Below are 20,777 nucleotides of genomic sequence, written 5' to 3' on the forward strand. Positions count from 1 at the left end.
GAACCTCCGGTCGGGTGCGATCGTGGATCCGGGGCGGGTGTCGCGGACGGTTTACTCACTGTTGGGGAACTCCTGCTTGGGGACGACGACCATGGGCACCGGCAGGACGCGGAGCATCTTGGCCGCGGTGGATCCCAGGAACAGTCGACGAGGTTGGGCGAGGCGGCTGGAGCCGACCATGACGAGGTCGCCGTCCTGCCAGTCGAGTTTGCGGACCGCCGATTCCACGGAGGATCCGTCGGCGATCATCACGGAGACGGGGAAGTCTTCGGGTAGTGCGGACTTCGCCTCGTCCAGGGTGGACTGTGCATGGGCGACCGCGCGCTCGCGGACGCTCTCGGAGGTGTCCCGATGATCGCGAAGGTGGTGGTGCGGGTCCAGTTCGACGAGGGACACCAGACGCAGCGGGGTCTCCATCCGCTTGCTGGTCCGCACGGCGGTTCGCAGCAGCACGTCCGCACCGACGCGCGTCCCGAGTGCGCACGTGACCTCTCGGATCTTCTTCGCGGAGGAATGCCGATGGCCGCGGGGCGCGAGGCAGAGCGGCACGTGCGCGGAGTGCAGCAATTCCGTCGACACGGAACCGACCGAGTGCCTGCCGAGCAGGCCGTCACCCGCGGCGCCGACGACGATCGCGTGCGCGTCGAGGCGGGTGACCTCGTCGAGGATGCCCTGTGCGAACGATTCGTGGAAGCTCAGGTGGACGTCCACGTCGATGTCGCTCGGCACCGACGACTTCGCCTCGTTCAGCCAGCGCTGTGCGCGGGAGGCGAGGATGTCGTCGAAGCCGGTCTCTGCCGGAACTCTCGCCGGGACCGTGCGGTCCGGCGGGAGAACCATGCAGATGTCGAGCTGTGCGCCGAGACTTCGGGCGAGCTGCGCCCCGAGGGCCAGACCGTCCTCCCCGCTGGGAGTGGCGAGATATCCAACGACCAATCGCATGGTGACGGTTCCGATCTGTCTCGGGGCGGGTGGGTTACGCGAAGCCGACGTACTTGGTCTCGAGGTACTCCTCGATGCCTTCGGTGCCGCCTTCGCTGCCGAGTCCGGACTGCTTGACTCCGCCGAACGGCGCGGCGACGTCGGAGATCACTCCGCGGTTGACGCCGACCATGCCGCTCTCGAGCTTGTCGGCGACGCGGAACGCGCGGTCGACGTTCTGCGTGTAGATGTATGCGGCGAGACCGTATTCGGTGTCGTTGGCGGCGGCGACGCCCTCGGCCTCGGTGTCGAATCCGGTGATCGCGGCGACGGGTCCGAAGATCTCCTCGCGGACGATGCGCGCGTTCGCGGGTACCTCGTCGAGGACGGTGGGCTGGAAGAAGTAGCCGGGACCGGCGACGGACTTGCCGCCGGTGCGGACCCGGGCGCCCGCGGCGACGGCGTCGTCGACGAGGGACGCCACGTTGCGGCGCTGCTTCTCGTTGACGAGGGGGCCGACGTTGGTGCCGTCCTCGCTGCCCGGTCCGACGGTGAGCGCGGCGATCCGGTCGGTGAGCTTGGTGGTGAATTCCTCGCGCACCGAGTTCGCGACGATCAGGCGGTTGGCGGCGGTGCACGCCTCGCCGCCGTTGCGCATCTTCGCGGCCATCGCGCCCTCGACCGCGGCGTCGATGTCGGCGTCGTCGAACACCACGAACGGCGCGTTGCCGCCGAGTTCCATCGACGTGCGCAGAACCTGCTGGGCGGACTGCTCGATGAGGATCTTGCCGACGCGGGTGGATCCGGTGAACGTCACCTTCCGCAGCCGCGGGTCGGCGAGCAGCGGTTCGGTGACGGCGGCGGCGTTCGACGCGGGCAGCACCGACAGCACACCGGCCGGCAGGCCTGCCTCGGCGAAGATCTCGGCGAGCAGCAGCATGGTGAGCGGGGTGTCCTCGGCGGGCTTGACGATGATCGTGCAGCCTGCGGCGAGCGCGGGGCCGATCTTGCGGGTGCCCATCGCGAGCGGGAAGTTCCACGGCGTGACGGCCAGGGTGGGTCCGACGGGCACCTTGGTGACCATGATCCGTCCGCTGCCCGACGGCGACGTGGTGTAGCGGCCCTGGATGCGGACGGCTTCCTCACTGAACCAGCGCAGGAACTCGGCGCCGTAGTTCACCTCGCCGCGGCTCTCCGGCAGGGCCTTGCCCATCTCCATCGTCATGAGCAGCGCGAGGTCGTCGGTGCGCTCGATGACCTTCTCCCACGCCGACCGCAGGATGATCGACCGCTGCCGGGGTGCGGTGGCCGCCCATTCCTCCTGGACCGCCGCGGCGGAGTCCAGTGCGCGCATCGCGTCCTTGCCACCCGCATCCGCGACGTCGGCGATGAGGGTTCCCGTTGCCGGGTCGTACACCGGGAAGGTGCCGCCGTCGATCGGGTCGGTCTGGGCGCCGTCGATCCACAGACCGGTGGGCAGGGTGGCGCGGAGCCGTTCGAAATCAGTCATCGGAGTCCTCGTGGTGGGGATGGTGGTGATCGCACGCCTCCGGGGTGGGGGCGACGTCGAGGGCGGGGTTGCGGTCGAAGAATCCGGCCGGCTTCAGCCAGAAGGACACGGTGTCCGCAGGCATGATCGGCCAGTCCTCCGGCCGCGGAATGTGGTGGATCCCGAACGTGTACCAGAGCACCACGTCGGTGTTCTCGATCGGGCGGTCGGCCGCGGTCCAGGCGGGAAGTCCGTGATCGACCTTGCTCTGGTTCACGAATTCGCCGGCGGGCCAGCGTTCGTCGGGGGAGTTGGGCGTCACCCAGACGGTGTGGCCGATCGCGCCGGTGCGCTGGAAGATCGGTGACGCCGGGTCGAACATCGACGGGATCGCGCCGCCGGGAACGAGTTTGTAGGCGGGGGCGGTGCCGAGTCCGGTGGTCGTGTTGTCGTTGACGACTTTCCACGCGCGCTGGCTCTGCCAGTCGAAGTCCTGCCTGCCCTCGTGTTCGGTGCGCAGCGGGGTGTTCTTCTGGCGTAGCGCGAGCCCGAGGGGATTGTCCGGGCCCATCGGCACGATCTCGGTCTCGGTCGCGTACACCGTGTTCTCGGTGCCGTCGATGTCGAGATCGAGCCGCGCGACCAGGAAGTGCTGGTGGAACGGCGCGTACGTGCGGGTGTCGACCAGGGTGCCGCTCGGGTGCTCACCGCCTTCGGGGAAGTGGCTGACCACCATGATCCCGGTGGCACGGACCTCGCACTCGATGTTGCCGTCCTGGTAGAACCGCCAGTAGACGAGGTATTCGTAATTCGCGACCGTCACGTGCGTCGACACCGTCAGCCGCCGCATGCGGCGCACCTCGGAGCCGTCGTGGTCGACGTGCTTCCAGAGGACGGCGTTGTCCTCCTCGTGGATACAGATCGCGTTCTCGATCGTGAACGGCACACCGTGGCTGTCGTGGAGGACGGCGTCGAGGTACCGGATCTCGCCGAGGCAGTCGCAGCCCAGGGTGAGTGAGGTGGTCATGAACCCGATGCCCCACTCGCCGATGTCGAAGGCGGTGCGGCGGTAGTGATCGGTGCTGGTGTCGCGGTACGGCACCGCCATCTCCGCGAACGACATCCGGTTCGCGATCGAACGCACCCGGCCGTTGTCGTTGTAGGTCACCGCGTGCAGGGTCATGCCCTCGCGGTAGTTGAACCCCACCCGCAGCGACCAGTTCTGCCATTCGAGTTTGTTGCCCTCGAGTGTGAACGACGGTCCCTCCGGCTGGACGATGTCCAACGGCTTCAACGGCGGGCGCGTGCTCGCGTTCCGGATCCGTTCCGGAATGTGCCGGGGCACGTACTCGCCCATGACCTCGGGGCGTTCGACGCTGAACGTGTCCTCGATCTCGAGCAGTTCCATCTTGTTGACGTCGATCACACAGTGGAAACCGTTGACCGGCCCCGCATACGGGTTGGTGCCCTCGGACGCCCGCACCCAGGTGTCCGACCAGCCGAGCCGGCGGCCCTTGTACTTCTCCGGGGTCACCACGTCGCCGTACGTCCACACGTCCATGAACACCAGGCTCATGTCCGTGACCCCGCGCTTCGCGAGCGCCGCGATCACGTCGGGGTGCCCGCGGAGGAAGGCGTCCGCCTCTTCCCATTCGTCGACCGTGAAATTCGCCTGGACGTCCGGGATGTGCTGCCAGGAGACCACGTTGTCTCCGGTCAGCGAGACGAGCGCCTTGTAGGTGTCTCCGCTGCCGCGGTCGAAGCACACGACGATCGCCCGGCGGTCCGGGACGGTGCCCGACGCGTCGAACGCCGACACCGCCGCCTTGTCCGGCTCGGCGAGTTCGATCGACGCGAACCGCCAGCCGTCCCCGACCCCGTGTTCCCGGGCGAGGACGGCCGCGGCCTTCGCGAATTCGTCCGCCCCCAACGGGTCCAGAGGATGGAACGTGCCGGTGGTCGTCCGGGTCATGATGTCTCCTCTGGTCGATGGGTGGGCGGTTCGTGCTCGTGCGCCTTTTCGGTCGTGGTGGCTACCGAAAAGGCGCACGGGTCAGACGAGCGAGCGCACGATCTGCTCGATCACGGTCAGGGCGTCGTCGAGCAGGTCGTCGCCGATCACCAGCGGCGGAAGCAGCCGGATGACGTTTCCGTACGTACCGCATGTCAGCAGAATGACACCTTGTTCGAGCGCACGGGCGGCAATCGCCTTCGTCAGTTCCGCATCCGGCTCGGTCGTGCCGGGCTTGACGAACTCCATCGCGAGCATCGCGCCGCGTCCACGCACCTCACCGATGACCCCGACGTCGGCGGCGAGGGCCTGCAGCCGCGGCAGGGCCAGGTCGCCGATGTGCTGTGCGCGAGCGGGCAGGTCGAACTTCCGCATGCTGTCGATCGCGGCGAGCGCGGCGGCACACGCGACGGGGTTGCCGCCGTACGTGCCACCCAGTCCGCCGGGGTGCACCTTGTCGAGGAGTTCGGCGCGGCCCGTGATCGCGGACAGCGGCATGCCGCCGGCCATGCCCTTGGCCATCGTGATGATGTCCGGGACGATCTCCTCGTGCTCGCACGCGAACCAGGCGCCGGTGCGGGAGAATCCGGTCTGTACCTCGTCGGCGATGAACACGACGCCGTTGGCGCGGGCCCAGTTCACCAGGGTGGGGAGGAATCCCTCGGCGGGAACGATGAATCCGCCCTCGCCCTGGATCGGCTCGATGATGATCGCCGCGAGCGAATCGGCGCCGATCTGCTTCTCCATCTGGCTGATGGCGCGCTGAGCGGCCTGCTCGCCGGTCAGTCCGTCCTGGTCCCGGTACGGGTAGGACATCGGGAGCCGGTACACCTCGGGCGCGAACGGGCCGAAGTGGGCCTTGTAGGGCATCGACTTGGCGGTGAGGGCCATCGTCAGGTTCGTGCGACCGTGGTAGGCGTGGTCGAATGCGACGACGGCGTCGCGGCCGGTGGCGAGGCGGGCAACCTTGATGGCGTTCTCCACCGCCTCGGCGCCCGAGTTGAACAGGACGGTGCGCTTCTCGTGGTCGCCGGGGGTGAGGTCGGCGAGTTCCTCCGCCACGCGGACGTAGCCCTCGTACGGGGTGACCATGAAACAGGTGTGGGTGAAGTGCCCGACCTGCTCGCGGACCGCCTCGGCGACGGCCGGATCGGACGCGCCCACGCTGGTGACGGCGATGCCCGAGCCGAGGTCGATCAGCGAGTTGCCGTCGACGTCGACGACCACACCACCGTCGGCATCCGCCGCGTACACGGGGACGCTGGAGCCGACGCCCGCGGCCACGGTGGCGCGGCGACGTGCGGTGAGGGCCGCCGACTTCGGGCCGGGGAGCTCGGTGACCAGGGCGCGCTTCTGCGGCAGCCGGTACTGGATGTCGTTCATGATGGTGCAGTCCTCAGGGTCGTGACGTGGATGGGATGGGTGGGAGCGACGTCAGTCGTTGGAACTCATGACGTGCTTGATGCGGGTGTAGTCCTCGACGCCGTAGCCGGAGAGGTCCTTGCCGTATCCGGAGTACTTGAAGCCGCCGTGCGGCATCTCGGCGACCAGCGGGATGTGGCAGTTGATCCAGACGGCACCGAAATCGAGTGCGGCCGAGAGCCGTTGCGTGACGCCGTGGTCGTTGGTCCACACGCTCGACGCCAGGCCGTACCGGACGTCGTTGGCGAGGGTGACGGCCTCCTTCTCGTCGGAGAAGCTCTGCACGGTGAGGATGGGACCGAACGTCTCCTCCTGCACGATGTCGTCGCGCTGGTCGACGCCGGTGATCACGGTGGGTTCGAAGAAGAATCCCTGCTCTCCCGAACGCTTTCCGCCGGTGACGATCTTGGCGGAGGTGGGGAGCGCGGCGATCTTGGAACTGACCGCGTCGAAGTGGTTGACGTTGTTGAGCGGGCCGTAGAACGTGTCCGGGTCGTCCGGCAGGCCGGGCTTGAGGGTCTCGGCCTTGCGGACGAGGGCGTCGACGAGCTGGTCGTGGATGGACTCGTGGACGAGGACGCGGGTGGCGGCGGTGCAGTCCTGGCCGCCGTTGAAGAAGGCGGCCTCGGCGATGCCGCTCGCGGTCTTCTCGATGTCGACGTCGCCGAAGACGATCGCGGGGGCCTTGCCGCCGAGCTCGAGGTGGGCGCGCTTGAGCTGGCGTGCGGCGGAGACGGCGACGGCGATGCCCGCCCGCACGGATCCGGTGATCGACACCAGACCGAGGGCCGGGTTCTCCACGAGGGTGGCGCCGGTCTCGCCGTTGCCGAGGACGACGTTGAAGACGCCGTCCGGCAGGATCCCCTTGGTCAGCCGGGCCAGGACGAGCGTGCTGTTCGGGGTGGTGTCGCTCGGCTTGAGCACGATCGTGTTGCCCGCCGCGAGCGCGGGACCGATCTTCCACAGGGCCATCATGAACGGGTAGTTCCACGGGGTGACCTGACCGACCACGCCGATCGGCTCGCGGCGCACGTAGGAGGTGAAGCCGTCCATGTACTCGCCGGCGGCCTTGCCTTCGAGCATGCGGGCGGCGCCCGCGAAGAAGCGGAGCTGGTCGGCGCCCACCTTGATCTCTTCGTCGGCGATGACCTGCTTCGGCTGCCCGGTGTTGCGGCACTCGGCCTCGACGAGTTCGTCGCTGTGCGCCTCGATCGCGTCGGCGAGCTTCAGCAACGCGGCCTGCCGCACGCTCGGAGTGGTCTTGCCCCACGAGACGAACGCCTGCTCGGCGGCCTCGACGGCCGCGTCGACGTCGGCCTTGGTGGAGACGGGCGCCCGCCCGACGACGCTCTCGTCTACAGGGTTGATCAAGTCCAGCGTTTCCGTCGCGGATGAGGCGACGAACTCACCGTTGATGTAGTTCTCGAGTACGTCGATCGACATCGGTACCGGTTCCTCTCGTGGGGTCGAAACTCGTGGTCCGCGGCGGGCCGTCGGTGGAACGGTCCGACCGGGGCCCGGAGTTGCAGAACATCTGAAAACAAGTGTGCGCTGTCTCACAAGCCAGAGGCAGCTGACAAAATGGTGAAAGACGCGCCCCCCGCCGCGCCGAGTTGTCCAATCCGGACGTCATCCGTGCGAGCAGGTGTGCCCGGCCGCGCCGGAACCGGCGAACGGCACGTCCGCGGGGACGCTCGCGACGGTGGCGTCGTGCACGACCTCGCCGCCGACCAGAGTGAGATCGGCCCGCTGGTCCAGCAGTTCTCCGGGTTCGAGCGCGTACAGGTCCGCCGACCAGACGACCAGGTCGGCGTGGGCACCGGGACGGATCACGCCGAGGTCGTCCTCGGCGTGCCAGGCCCACGCGCCGCCGCGGGTGTACGCCCGCAACGCCGAATCCAGGTCCATCCGTTCACGCGGGGTCCAGTCGGCGCGGCCGTCCAGACCCGAGCGGGTGAGGGCGGAGTACAGGCCGACGAGCGGATCCATCTCCCCGACCTGCCAGTCGCTGGAGAACGCCAGCACCGCGCCGGACTCGGCGAGCGAACGGAACCGCCACGCCCGGTCCCACCGGTCCTCGCCGACGTTCTCCATCCACGTCCCCGCGACGAGGTCGGGCGAGCAGTGCCGCGGCTGCATCGCCGCGACGACGCCGAGTTCCCGGAACCGGGGAAGGTCCTCGGGATGCAGGCACTCGACGTGGACGATGCCGTGCCGCCGGTCGGTGGTGCGGTTCACGCGGGCGGCGTGCTCGATGGAGTCGAGCGCGAGGCGGATGCCCCAGTCGCCGGTCGCGTGCGTGTGCGTCTGGAAGCCGAGGCGGTCGAGTTCGGTGAGCATCGCGGTGAACTCCTGCGGTGGCAGGCTCGGCGCGCCGCGGTGTCCCGGCCGGTTCGCGTAGTCGGCGAGCATGGCGGCGGTGTGCGGCTCGATCACGTCGTCGGCGTACAACTTCACCGGCCCGAGCCGCAGCATGTCGTCGACCGGCGCGCCGTCGACGGCCTCCCGCAGGTCCCGGCGGAACGCGGCGTCGGCGCCGACCGGGTGGAACAGGGCGGTGATCACCCGCGAGTGCATCCGCCCCTCGGCGCGCGCCCGGTACATCAGGTCGAGTTCGGCCAGCGGGACCTGCGGTTCGACGACGGTGGTGATGCCGCTCGCGGTCGCCATCTCCAGGCTGGACGTGATGCGCCGGTACCGGCGGTCGGGGGAGTACATCGGGATGTCGCGCTGCAGCCCGGCCAGACCGGCCCGCGTCATCGCGCTGGTGTAGAAGTCCGTGACCCAGCCGGTGGGTGCGCCGTGGCCGTCGAATTCCGGCCGTCCCCAGGGGATCTGCGTGCCGCGGTCGATCCCGAGCTTCCGCAGCGCGGCCTCGTTCAGCCACACCGAGTGCTGGTCGTAGGTGGTGATGAAGACCGGGCGGTCGGTGAGGCCGCGGAGGTCGCCGGCGTTCGGCCTGCGCCCGGTCACCACGGAGTAGACGGCGTTCTCGGCGCAGATCCAGTCGAGGTCGGGGCGAGCGGCCGCGTGCGCGCCGATCCGCCGCCGGACCTCCGTGAGGTCGTGTGCGCCTTCGAGACTCACCGCGTCGGGGTCGAATCCGAGGAGCAGATGGTTGTGGCTGTCGATGATGCCGGGGGTGACCAGCCGGCCGCGCAGGTCGATGGTCCGCCGGGCAGGCGGGGCGTCCTCGGTGGTCCCGACGTATCGGATCCGGCCGTCCGCGATGCCGACGGCCTCGGCCCGGCCGGGAGCGTCGAACGTGCGGACGACGCCGTTGTTCAGCAGCAGGTCGAGCATCAGCAGGTCTCCTCGGGGGCGGCGTCGAGCAGCAGCAGGTGGGTGTTCTTGCGCGGTCGCAGGTACAGGGCGAAGTAGACGAAGCCGGCGGCGACGAGCCCGAGGGAGATGCCGAGGCTGAGCCACTGCTCCGGGTCGAGCAGGGTGACGACGAAGACGAGACCGAGTGCGGCGATGCAGATTCCCGGGGCCAGCGGCCACAACGGCATCCGGTAGCCGGGTCGGGCGGTCCCGCCGCGGCGGTGGTTGATCGCGGCCAGCGCGATGAACAGGTAGGTGAACGTCAGGGTCGACCCGGTGGCGGTGAGCAGGACGTCCAGCGGGACGAAGCACGCGGCGAATGCGATGGCGCCCATCACGACGGTGGCGAGGACGGGGACGCGGCCCTTGGTGCTGACGGCCTGCAGCGGCGCCGCGACGGTCCCGGGGAGGGCGCGATCGCGAGCGGCGGCGTAGAGGAGCCTGCCGGCCTGCAGCGTGATCGCGATGATCGCGTTGATCACGGCGAGGGCGATCGAGAGCATGACCACCATGGCGACGGCGTGACCGGCGCGTTCGGTGAGGAAGGCCTCGACGGGGAGGCTGGAACCGAAGAGTTCGGTCTGCGAGCGGGCGCCGACCATGATGGCGATCAGCGGGACGAGTTCGGTGGCGACGGTGATGACGGCGCTCCAGATCACGGCCTTCGCGATCGAGCGGGCGGCATTCTTGGTCTCCTCGGCGAAGTACACGGCGCCGCCGTACCCGTTGTACGCGAAGATGCCCTGGGTGACGGCCAGCATCAGTCCGGAGATCGCCAGCGGTGCGAGCTGGCCGGTGGCCGGGTCGAGGACCTCCGGGCTGAGCAGGCTCGACAGCGGCCGTTCCATGTGGACGAAACCCAGGACGGTGAGCAGGACCAGCGCCGCCATCTCGACACCCAGGAAGACCCCGGTGAGCCACGCGTTCGTCCGGATGTCGAAACACGCGGTCACGGTGGTGATCACGACCACGACCAGGGCGGTCTGCTGCGGCGACAGTCCGTGGATCGCGACGCCCAGATAGTCGGCGACGCCGAGGGCGAAGACCGCGATGATCAGCGGCAGGGAGATGAGGCTGATGAAGAACGTGGCGACGCCGAAGGCCGGTCCGAGTGCCCGCGACACCAGCGAATAGTCGCCGCCTGCGACGGGATACGCGGAGGCGAGTTCGGCGTAGCAGAAGGCGATGAGGATGCTGACGACGCCGGCGATGAGGAACGCCCAGAAGACGCCGGTGCCGAACAGGGCGAGGGCCGAGCCGCCGAGGATGAAGACGCTCGACGCCGGTGAGATCGACGACAGGGTGATCAGGATGTTCCCGCCGACGCCGATGCTCCGCGAGAGCGAGGCCTCGTAGGCGCCCGCGGCGGCGGGGGGAGTGGCGGTGGGCGGCCGGGCGGTCTGGTCCATGAGCTGTCCGTTCGGGGAGGGTGAGGGGGTCGAATAGTTTTTTGACACATCCGTCAAACAACTGGGCCGAGTGTCACAGATCACGTCGGCTACTGTCAACGGCATGGCGCGACCGAACACTCAGAAGCAGCGGCGTTCCGAACTCATCGAGGCCACGCTGCAGGCCGGATCCGTGCACGGACTGCGGTCCCTGTCCCTGACCGACGTGGCGAAGCGGGCGGGCCTGACGCGCGGTGCGCTGCTCTACTATTTCGACGACCTGGATGCGCTTCTCGTCGAGGCGCACCGGGCGGGCACCGAACGCTACTGCGATCAGCGCGACGAGGCGGTGGCCGCCCAGGCGTCGTACGCCGCCAAGCTGAGGACGGCCGTCGACGCGGGGCTGCCGAGCGGGCCCGACGACACCCTGATGCGGCTGCTCTACGAATTCGACTTCATGTCGGGCACTTCGGCGCTGCACGACGAACTGGTCCGGAAGATGTATCTGCGGCAACTCGCGACGTACCGCGCGATCCTCGGCGACGGGCACGCGTCGGGGGAGTTCGCCGTGCGCGGCGACATCGACCAGGCGGCAATGAATCTGGTGGCCCTCGAAGACGCGTACGGTCTGCACATCGTCGGCGGAAACAGTCTCATCACCGTCGATGCCGCGCGCACGGCGATGCTGGGGTTCTGTGAGCAGATCGGCTGCGGCGTCACGGAAGACGCCGCAGCCGAACGGGACTGAGCGGGTCGGCTACCTCGGGTGGCTGCCTGCCACCTCCGCCTCGTGGCGCACCGAGCCGGCCACCACGGTGAGCTGCACCCGCGCGGTGAGGAGGGAATCGGCGCCGGCGGTGAACGGATCCCCGTCGAGGACCACGAAGTCGGCGGCCTTGCCCGCGACGAGTTGACCGGTGAGGTCGTCCCAGCGGCACGAGTAGGCGGCGTCGCGGGTGGCGTGCGCGAGCGCGTCCGCCATCGGCAGTGCGTACTCGGGCAGGTTGGGCGCGAGCGCCGGATCGATCGCGGACTTGCGCGTCGTCGCGATGTACATGTTGGGCAGCGGGGGATGCGGTGCGGTGGGGGCGTCGGAGCCCAGCGCGAGGACAGCGCCCGCCGCCGTCATCTCGGGCCACGGGAACGCCCGCTCGACCCGATGGTCGCCCAGCATCGACCGCCAGTTCTCCTGGATCGCCGGGTCGGCGTGCACCGGCTGCATCGAGGCGACGACGCCGAGCCGGGCGAGCCGCTGCACGTTGTCCTCCGTGATCGTCTCCAGGTGCTCCATCCGGTGCCGTCGCGGGCGAATTCCGTTGGTGGCGACGGCGTGTTCGAGCGCGTCGAGCGCGATCTCCGACGCCTCGTCACCGATGGCGTGCATCGCCACCTGGAGTCCGGCGGCGTCGGCCGCAGCGACGACCGGTGCCAGCGCGGCGAGGTCCCAGATCGGTTCGGCGTTCGTGCCGTCCGAGTACGGCTCTGTCATGGCGGCGGTGCAGCTGTCGATGACACCGTCGATGATGACCTTGATCCCGGCCATCCGCAGCCAGGGGCCCTGCAGGCGCTGCTGGTACTCCGCCGCCTCGTGCACCTGGCGGACGTTGTCCTCTTCCGAATCGGTTCGTTCGATCAGCCAGTGCCCGGCCACCCGCAGCGGCAGCGTGCCGCCGCCTGCGGCCAGTGCGCGTTCGAGCGCGGCGACCTCGTCCGCGCCGAGCGCCATGTCGACCGCGCCGGTGACGCCGTCGGCGAGATACTGCTCGAAGGCGGCCGCGAGCGCGGTGTCCCGTTCGTCGTTGCTGATCACCTTCGCGAGGGCGGGCCACACGATCTGGGTCACCGCCGTCTCGAACAGCATGCCGGTGGCCTCGCCGGTGACGGGATCGCGCTCGATCCGGCCGCCGATCGGGTCCGGGGTGTCCGCGTCGATGCCGAGTTCGCGCAGCGCGGCGGTGTTCACCCACGCCGAGTGCACGTCGTTGGAATCGAGGTAGACGGGTCGGTCGGCTTCGGCGGCGTCGATCATCTGACGCGTCGGCGGGTGCCCGTCGAGTGCGGAGAACAGCCAGCTGCGGCCGAGGAGCCGGGGTGCGTCCGGGTTCTCGGCGGCGAACCGGCGGATGCGGTCCTGGATGTCGGTCAGGTCGGCGGCGCTCTGCAGGTCCACCTTCTGCAGGGCCTGTCCCATCATCAGCAGGTGGGTGTGGGCGTCGATGAAGCCGGGCAGGACGAATGCCCCGCCGAGGTCGACGACGCGGGCGTCGCCGGACAGCGTGTCGGCGGTCGCGGTGTCGCCGACGTACGTGAGGCGGTCGCCCCGGACGATCATCGACTCGGCCCAGGCCGGTTCGGCGGCGGTGAAGATCCGGCCGCCGCGGTAGTGGGTCGTGTCCGTGTTCATGATGTTCTCTCTTTCCGTCAGACGACGACCGAGGTGGTGTACCGGGCAGCGGGATCCTGTCCGGGTAACGCGGAGGCCTGCTCGGTGCGCGTCGACAGGCGGGCGATCCAGACGATCGGCACGAGCAGGGCGAGGCTGATGCCCGCCAGGACGAAGCCGAACGCGACGTACCCGACGGCGCCGGTCACGAGCGTGCCGAAGAGCGGGGCGAACGCCGACCCCACCAGATATGTGCCCAGGAGCGGGGCGGACCAGCGGCCGGACGAGTCCAGCGCGGCGGCGATGGCCACCACGTAGATGAAGGCCGCGGCGTACACCGTGTTCCAGGCGATGATAAGCACCAGATACGTCGTCGAATCGGTGGCCAGGCACGAGCCCAGTTTCAGGGCGGCGCCGAGTCCGAGGAGGACGGCGGTGGGGACGGTGCGGCCGAGGCGCGAACCGAGCGCGGTGAGGACGAGGGCGGCGGCGATGCCGCCCGCGGTGGACAGGCTGAGCGCCAGACCCATCTGCTGTTCGGTCAGGGAGGCGTGTTCGGCGCCCATGATGCCGGACACCGCCCACAGCGAGTCCTCGCCGATCGCCCAGATCGCGAAGAGCACGAGGAGGGAGAAGCCGGCGACGGCCAGCTTCTTCTCGGTGACGCCCTCGGGCAACGGGGTTCGGGTGTGCGCCGCGCTCGGCTCGCCCTCGTCGACGGCGGGGGCGGACGGCAGCCAGGCGATCGTGAACACCGTCGCCAGCGCCAGCACCGCGACGATCCCGAACGCATTGGTCATGTGCAGGCCGAGGATCGGGATGAGCGCGAGAACCCCGGTGACCGCGGTGCGGTTGACGAGACCGTTGATCCCGGACACCCGGTTCGGATTGTTCAGCGCGGCCAGGGCGGCCCCGCCGACCGCGACCGCGCCGCCGGCGCCGATCCCGCCGACGATGATGGCGGCGCACGCGATGGGCGCGGAGTGGACGAGGGCGGCGACGCCGAAACCGGTGGCCATCACGACGAGGCTGACGCGGCCGAGCAGGTGGCGTGAGCGGCCGGCCGCCCATCGGGTGGTCGCGAGGCAGACGAGCGCGGTGGCCAGCAGTGAACCGGTGAGGACGGCGCCGGCGACGGTCTGGGTGACGCCGAGGTCGTCGACCATCGCGATGATCATGAGCGGGATGAGATTGGCCGTGATGTAGCCGACGACGAAGACGCTGAAGGTGGCGATACCGCGGCCGAGGGTCAGGGGGACGCGGACGGCGGCGGTCACGTGGGATTCCTGGGGTGGGTCAACGACAACTCCGGGTCTCGGGTGGCGGCCCGCGTGAGACGTGGGTCACTTAGCGAATGGGATTCGTTAAGTATGCGGAGGGTGCGTCCCGCGCGCAAGGGGGCAAACGAACTTGATTCGTTAATGTTGCGTTTCGGCGTTGTTCGAGGTCGGCGTCTGACACAATGGAGTAGTCGTCCGTGCTCAGCTGGCCAACTTGTCCAGCGCTATCCCCATTCCGACCGGTCAGGGTGACACGGACCCGACCGCACACTGCGCAGGAGCCGACATGACCGTTCCCGTTCGCTGGATGTTGTCCCAGCCGGACCTGGCTCTCGAACTGAAGGGTGGCGCCGCCGGTCTCGGCAACGAGATCACGTTCGCCCACGCCACCGAATTGCAGGACCCCGTCCGCTGGCTCTCCGGCGGCGAATTGCTCCTCACCACCGGTATCCGGCTTCCGCTGACGGCCGCCGACCGGGCGCGGTACCTGCGCGGACTCGGCGAGGCCGGCGTGGCGGCGGTCGGGTTCGGCACCGGACTCTCCCATCCCGAGGTGCCCGAGGACCTGGTGGTCGTCGCCGACGAGATCGGACTGCCGCTGCTCAAGATACCGCTGCCCACGCCGTTCGCGGCGGTGGTCAAGAGGGTCATGAACCGTCTGGCAGAGCAGGAGTACGAGGCGGTGCTGCGCGCGTCCCGGGCGCAACCGCGGATGACCCGCGCCGTCATCCAGGGCGGCACCGGCGCCACCGTCCGCGAACTCGCCGTCGCCACGTCGTCCACCGTCCTGCTCCTCGACCTGTCCGGCCGGGTGCTGGAGGCGCATCCGGCGCAGCCCGCGGAGGACGTGCTCGGGGAACTGCGGGACGTGCTGGAGGCGGGCACCGGCGGGGCGTCGAGCAGCGTGTCGCTCGCGCGCTCGGGCGCGTCGATCACGGTGCAGCAGATCAGCGTCGGTAGCACCCCGCACGGCCACCTCGCCGTGATCAGTCCCATCGCGCTCAGTCACGTGGACCAGATCCTGCTCGGTCACGCGAACTCGTTGCTCGCGTTGGATTTCGAGAAGCCGGTGCGACTCAGGACGGCACAGAACCGGCTCAATTCGCACGCCCTCGGCCTGCTGCTCACCGAGGACCGCGACCTCGCGCCCGCGTGGTCGCAGATCCGGCACGCCGCGGACGCGGACGGCATGGTCCGCGGACTCACGGTCGTGGCCGAGACGCCCGCGCTCGCGGAACGGGCCGAGTCGGCGGTCGCGGTGGCCATGAACAAGGCCGGACGGCAACTGTTCTCACGCAGGCACGATGCGCGGGTCACCGTCCTGCTGCGGGGAACCGACGACGTCGACTTCGCGCGGGCGATGCTGCGCAGTCTGTCCGCCCCGGAGCGGAAGGCGATCCGGGCCGGGCTGAGCGGGCGGCGGGAGATCGCCGGTCTCGTGGCGGCCATCGAACAGTCCCAACTCGCCGCGTCGGCCGCCGAGGCGGGGGCGGATCCGTTGGAATTCGCGGCGCTGACCGGCAGCGCGCTGCTCGCGTTCAGTTCGACGCGGGAGGTGCTGAACTCGCTGGCGGACACGATGATCTCGCCGATCGACGACTACGACCGCAGCAACGGCACCGAATTGCTGGGGTCGCTGCGGGCGTTCCTCGAGGCGAACGGGCACTGGGAGTCGGCGGCGGCGGTGATGGGCGTGCACCGGCACACCCTGCGCAGCCGCATGGCGCGGATCGAATCGCTGATCGACTGTCGGCTGGACGTGGCGCGCGTGCGCGCCGAACTGCTGCTCGCGATCATCGCCCGGCAGTCGTGACTGCCGGGCGATGACCGGACGGGACTACTTTCCGAGGCGGGCGACGATGTCCGCGGCGGTGCGCTGACCCATCCGGACGGCGCCGTCCACGTGCTGGTAGCCCTCGGCGGCGATGTCCGAGCAGGAGAAGTGGAACGGTCCGACCGGCGTCCGCGTGTCCTTGCCGTACCGGTGCAGGCCACCGAGGTCGAAGCTCGCGGCGTACGCGCCCCGGGTCCATTCCTCGGAGCCCCAGTCGGACTCGTAGTACACCACCGGCTCGGCGGCCTTCGGCCCGAGGTAGCGGGCGAGGGAGCCGAGGATGGTGGCGCGGCGCTCTTCCTCGCTCAGTGCGAACATCGCGTCGGCCTTCTCGTCCGACACGAACGCGACAAGGGTGCCGCGGGTGTCCTCGTGGTTGGTGTTGTCGTACACCTCCTGCACGACCTCGGAGGCGCCGAATCCGGTGCCGGACAGGCCGTCCGCACGCCAGAACGGGGTCTCGTACACGGCGTGCACCTTGATGACGAGTCCCAGCGACTGGTGCTGGTGCATCTGGTGCTGGCGGCGCGGCAGCGGCGGGTCGTACGAGATGCGGGAGTACAGGTTCGGCGGGACGGCGAGGATCACGCGGGACGCTTCCACGCGAATGTCCCCGTCCGCCAGCACGACTGCGCCGTCCTCGCTCCACCGGACGGTACGCACGGGGGCGTTCAGGACGACGTCGTCGCCGAGGGCGGCCGCCATCCGGATCGACACCTGCTGCATGCCGCCGATGACCCGCTTGTCGAGGATGAAGTCCTCGTCCACCAGGTGCGAGAACGATCCGGCGGACGCGGCCATCAGCACCGCCTGCAGCGCGGAGAACGAGTGCGCGGGCTTGGTCAGCATGCCGCCGGCGATGAACAGGCCGATGTTGTCGCGAGCCTCGGCGTCGTCGGACTGCTCGATCAGCCAGTGCTTGAACGAGATCGTGTCCAGTTCACGGGCCAGCGGATGCGCCCACGGCTCCTCGGCCCCGATCTGCGCGGCGAGATCGTCGAGGATCTGGACCAGGCGGTCCATCTCCTTGCGGGTGGTCTCGTCGACGGGGAACGACTCACCGGTGTAGCGGGTGCGGTCGCCCGCGGCCGAGATGTAGACGGATTCGCCCTCGCGGTACCGGTCGAACGTCTCCAGGCCGAGTTCGTCGAGCAGCGAGATCAGCGCCGTCTGGTCGGGGGAGACCCACTGACCGCCGATCTCCAGCATCGCGCCGTCGATGGTGTCGGTCCAGGTGCGGCCTCCGACGCGGTCGCGCGCCTCCAGGACGGCGACGGACAACCCCGCCTTACGCAGCGCCGTCGCTGCGGCCAGGCCGGACGGGCCTGCGCCGACGATGGCGACATCACGTTGGAGAGTAGGCACTTTCGAGCTCCTTTGGTTGAAGTGCTGATCGGTTCGTGAAAGGTGGTTCGGGTTCAGCAGCGGGTCAGCGCGAGCGACAGTTCGGCGTCGATGACGCAGATGCTCGAGTTGTCCACGCGGTCGAGGCTGCGCAGTTCGCCGAGCATCTGTGCCAGGCGGTCCGCGGCGGTGGTGTGTTCGGTGAGCCAGTGGGTGACGGCGTCGGCGGCGGTCGTCGCGGGCGAGGCGCCGCGCAGGACGAGCCCGATCAGGCCGTGCCAGTGCTCCTGGAGGTTGTCGACGAGGACGGCTCCCGCCATCGCCTCCCAGTAGGTGGTCCCGGTCTCGCCGACGGAGAACCGTTCCGACAGCCAGTCGAGGCCCACCACGCGGCCGAACTCGCGGTACGCCTCGGCCACCTGGGTGATCGGCACGTCCAGCGACTGCGCGGTGGTCTCCAGGGCGAAGGCCTGCGCCAGGATCCGCAGCGTGCCCAGGTCCTGGGCCGGTGCGCCGGTGAGGTGGGGCAGCGCGGCCGCGAGTTCCTGGACCGGCTTCGCGAAACGCTCGATCAACTCCTGCGCATCCGTGCCCGTGGTGCGGTGCCGCAGCAGCCACGACGTGGTGCGCTCGATCAGGTCCTGGATGCCGAAGTGCAGGTTCAGCCGGGTCCGGTGCGATGCGCCGGGCAGCGTGAGGACCTCGTTCCACAGCCGATCGATGTCGAACACCTGCCGCACCACCGCGTACGCGACGGTGATCTCGGGGGTGCCGACGCCGAGCCGCTCCTCCAGTCGGTGGATCAGGCCCGGTCCGACACGGTCGATCATGTCGCCCGCCACGATGACTGCCACGATCTCCCTGGCGAGCCGGTGACCGCTGATCTGACGGGGGACGCGTTCGCGGATGGGGGCCGGGAAGTAGTCGGCGAGCACACCGTCGAACACCGCGAAGTCGAGCACGGGGGAGGCGAGCAGTTCGGTGACGACGAGGTTCTTCGACTGCGCGAGCAGAACGGCGATCTCCGGCCGCACCAGTCCCTGGCCCGCGCGGTGGCGCGCCGACAGTTCCGCCGCCGACGGCAGGACCTCCGCCGCCCGGCTGATCCCGGCGTCCCGCTCGAGGTTCTCGATCAGCCGCTCGTGGCGTCCGAGCAGGAACGGGGCGTGGACCTCGGCGAGGCTGATGGCGAGGGTCTGGGCGGCGGCGTCGGCGAGCACCGATTCGCCGATCTCGTCCTGAACCCGGGCGAGCAGCGTGTTCCGTTCCGCCGCGGGGAGCTCACCCGCCGCGACGGCGGCGTCCAACGCGACCTTCAGGTTCACCTCCCGATCCGACGTCGCGACGCCGGTGGCGTTGTCGATGAAGTCGGCGTTGATCCGGCCGCCGTTCAGCGCGTACTCGATGCGGGCGCGCTGGGTGAGACCGAGATTGCCGCCCTCGCCGATCACCGCGGCGCGCACGTCGCTTGCCTCCACCCGGACGGCGTCGTTGGCCGGGTCGGCGGCGTCCGCGTGGACTTCGGCAGACGCCTTCACGTACGTGCCGATTCCGCCGTTCCACAACAGGTCTACGTCCGCGGTGAGCAGGGCCTTCACCACCTCGTGCGGGGGGAGTTCGGTCGCGGTCACGCCGAGACGTTCACGCACCTGCGGCGACAGCGGGATCTTCTTCGCCGTCCGCGGCCACACACCGCCACCCGCCGAGACGAGGCTGCGGTCGTAATCGTCCCAGCTGCTGCCGGGCACCGCTGCGAGGCGCTCGCGCTCGCGGTAGGACGCCTCCGAATCGGGTTCGGGATCGAGGAAGATGTGCCGGTGGTCGAACGCGCCGACCAACCGGATGGCACGGCTGAGCAGCATGCCGTTGCCGAACACGTCCCCGGACATGTCGCCGATGCCAACCACGGTGAACGCGTCCGTGTCGACGTTCTTGCCCATCTCCGCGAAATGCCTGCGCACCGACACCCATCCGCCGCGCGCCGTGATGCCCATCGCCTTGTGGTCGTAGCCGGCGGACCCGCCGGACGCGAACGCGTCACCCAGCCAGAACCCGCGTCGCGTCGCGATGCTGTTGGCCAGATCCGAGAACCGGGCCGTGCCCTTGTCGGCCGCCACCACCAGATACGGGTCGGACTCGTCGTAGATCACCGTGTCGCGGGGATGCACGACCTCGCCGTCGACGATGTCGTCGGTGACGTCGAGCAGTCCGTCGATGAAACTCGTGTACGCCGCGCGGACCGCGTCCGGGGTCGTCTCGGTGCGCACCACGAACGCGCCCTTCGCGCCCATCGGGACGATCAGCGAGTTCTTCACGTGCTGCGTCTTCATCAGACCCAGGACCTCGGTGCGGAAGTCGTCCTTGCGGTCCGACCAGCGCAGGCCGCCGCGGGACACCGGGCCGCTGCGGACGTGGCTGCCCTCGACGATCGGCGAGTGCACGAAGATCTCACGGTACGGCGTCACGACCGCGGACAGTGACAACAGCGACGGGTCGATCTTGAAGGCCGCGGGGGCGGCGCTGATCGTGCGGTCGTGGCGGAACCAGTTGGTGCGCAACACCGCCGAGGTGAACGACAGCAGTCCGCGGAGCAGCCGGTCCTCGTCCATCGTCGCGGTCCGGTCGATCGCGGCGAGCAGCACCCGCTCGGCGTCCGTCGCGGCGCTCTCACGATCGGAGCCGGCGAGGGCGGGATCGAAGCGGGCGGTGAACAGGTTGCGGAATCCGCGCACGAAATCGCTGTGCCGCAACAGGATCGCGACGATGTTGGGTTCCGACAGCCCCAGTCCCACCTGCCGGAGGTACCGGCACGCCGCCCGGACCAGGACGGCATCCGTCCACGTCAGGTTCGCGGCGGCGACGAGGCGGGTGAAACCGTCGACCTCCAGATGTCCGGCGGCCGCGGCCTCGAACGCGTCGGAGAGCAGTCCGGGAGTTGCGGCATCCCAGGCGAAGTCGCCGGTGCTGAAGTCGAAACGGTGGACCAGCGGGCCGCCGGGCTCGCCTTCGGGCAGCTGTTCGTGGGACGCCACCTGCAACCCGAGGTCGGCGAACAACGCGACCAGTTCCGCGAGCAGCGGGGTGCCCTGCGGCCACACCATGACGGCGGCCGGCTCGGGCTGTGCGTCCGCGGAGTCGACGAAACGCAGCCGCGGGGTGGTACCTCCGGACGCCAGGACCGCGCTCGACACGGCGGCCTCGTCCGGGCGTGGACGGGGTGTGTCGGTCGTGCTCGGAATGACACCGGTATAGCTCATCGTGTGGCTCCTGACCCCTGATCTGACAAACGCGTGACTGGGAACCAGTGTGTCGATGAGAGACGCACGCCACATCCGACGAAGTGGAGCGTCGTGTGTCGGTGGACGCGACGTTTCGGCACCC

General features: G+C 69.5%; 13 protein-coding genes. 2 read left to right on the forward strand and 11 right to left on the reverse strand.

The genetic code is table 11. The annotated features are described in order from the left end of the window. Positions 1 to 51 precede the first annotated feature (51 nt). From JWS14_RS30655 to JWS14_RS30685, 7 genes are all read right to left on the reverse strand, one after another. Positions 52 to 942, reverse strand: a complete 891-nt coding sequence (locus JWS14_RS30655; RefSeq protein ID WP_072937310.1) for a universal stress protein — start codon at positions 940 to 942, stop codon at positions 52 to 54. A gap of 34 nt (positions 943 to 976) precedes the next feature. Further along, positions 977 to 2,431, reverse strand: a complete 1,455-nt coding sequence (locus tag JWS14_RS30660; protein WP_095861247.1) for an NAD-dependent succinate-semialdehyde dehydrogenase — start codon at positions 2,429 to 2,431, stop codon at positions 977 to 979. Beyond that, the gene (locus JWS14_RS30665; protein WP_095861246.1) at positions 2,424 to 4,382 is read right to left on the reverse strand and encodes a primary-amine oxidase; all 1,959 of its coding nucleotides are present in this window, start codon (positions 4,380 to 4,382) and stop codon (positions 2,424 to 2,426) included. Before JWS14_RS30665 ends, JWS14_RS30660 begins: the two co-directional genes overlap by 8 nt. An 81-nt stretch (positions 4,383 to 4,463) precedes the next feature. Beyond that, complete coding sequence (gene gabT / locus JWS14_RS30670) at positions 4,464 to 5,804, reverse strand: 4-aminobutyrate--2-oxoglutarate transaminase (RefSeq protein WP_095861245.1); 1,341 nt, start codon at positions 5,802 to 5,804, stop codon at positions 4,464 to 4,466. Between the two features lie 51 nt (positions 5,805 to 5,855). After that, positions 5,856 to 7,286: a gamma-aminobutyraldehyde dehydrogenase gene (locus JWS14_RS30675; RefSeq protein WP_095861244.1), complete on the reverse strand. Its 1,431-nt coding sequence runs from the start codon at positions 7,284 to 7,286 to the stop codon at positions 5,856 to 5,858. Positions 7,287 to 7,472: 186 nt separating this feature from the next. Further along, positions 7,473 to 9,146, reverse strand: coding sequence for an amidohydrolase (locus JWS14_RS30680; RefSeq protein ID WP_095861243.1), 1,674 nt, complete (start codon positions 9,144 to 9,146; stop codon positions 7,473 to 7,475). Beyond that, positions 9,146 to 10,576, reverse strand: coding sequence for an APC family permease (locus tag JWS14_RS30685; protein ID WP_072937305.1), 1,431 nt, complete (start codon positions 10,574 to 10,576; stop codon positions 9,146 to 9,148). The genes JWS14_RS30680 and JWS14_RS30685 overlap by 1 nt, the downstream gene beginning before the upstream one ends. A gap of 103 nt (positions 10,577 to 10,679) precedes the next feature. Here JWS14_RS30685 and JWS14_RS30690 point away from each other — a divergent pair, with 103 nt between their 5' ends. Then, positions 10,680 to 11,303, forward strand: coding sequence for a TetR/AcrR family transcriptional regulator (locus tag JWS14_RS30690; protein WP_174705441.1), 624 nt, complete (start codon positions 10,680 to 10,682; stop codon positions 11,301 to 11,303). Between the two features lie 9 nt (positions 11,304 to 11,312). On the opposite strand, the gene JWS14_RS30695 is transcribed toward JWS14_RS30690, so the two are convergent. Then, positions 11,313 to 12,959: an amidohydrolase gene (locus tag JWS14_RS30695; RefSeq protein WP_095861242.1), complete on the reverse strand. Its 1,647-nt coding sequence runs from the start codon at positions 12,957 to 12,959 to the stop codon at positions 11,313 to 11,315. A 17-nt stretch (positions 12,960 to 12,976) separates the two neighbouring features. After that, positions 12,977 to 14,215: an MFS transporter gene (locus tag JWS14_RS30700; RefSeq protein WP_095861241.1), complete on the reverse strand. Its 1,239-nt coding sequence runs from the start codon at positions 14,213 to 14,215 to the stop codon at positions 12,977 to 12,979. Between the two features lie 289 nt (positions 14,216 to 14,504). Between JWS14_RS30700 and JWS14_RS30705 the strand changes: the two genes are divergently transcribed. After that, the gene (locus tag JWS14_RS30705) at positions 14,505 to 16,031 is read left to right on the forward strand and encodes a PucR family transcriptional regulator (protein WP_095861240.1); all 1,527 of its coding nucleotides are present in this window, start codon (positions 14,505 to 14,507) and stop codon (positions 16,029 to 16,031) included. 24 nt (positions 16,032 to 16,055) lie between these two features. On the opposite strand, the gene JWS14_RS30710 is transcribed toward JWS14_RS30705, so the two are convergent. Together JWS14_RS30710 and JWS14_RS30715 are read right to left on the reverse strand one after the other, a co-directional pair. Then, a complete protein-coding gene (locus tag JWS14_RS30710) occupies positions 16,056 to 17,417 on the reverse strand; it encodes a flavin monoamine oxidase family protein (protein ID WP_095861239.1) in 1,362 nt (453 codons plus the stop codon). 53 nt (positions 17,418 to 17,470) lie between these two features. After that, positions 17,471 to 20,653 carry an NAD-glutamate dehydrogenase domain-containing protein gene (locus JWS14_RS30715; protein ID WP_095861238.1) on the reverse strand — a complete coding sequence of 1,061 codons (3,183 nt, stop codon included), beginning with the start codon at positions 20,651 to 20,653 and terminating at the stop codon, positions 17,471 to 17,473. Positions 20,654 to 20,777 lie beyond the last annotated feature (124 nt).

The organism is Rhodococcus koreensis (assembly GCF_017068375.1).
In the GTDB taxonomy this organism is placed as follows: Bacteria; Actinomycetota; Actinomycetes; order Mycobacteriales; family Mycobacteriaceae; genus Rhodococcus_F; species Rhodococcus_F koreensis.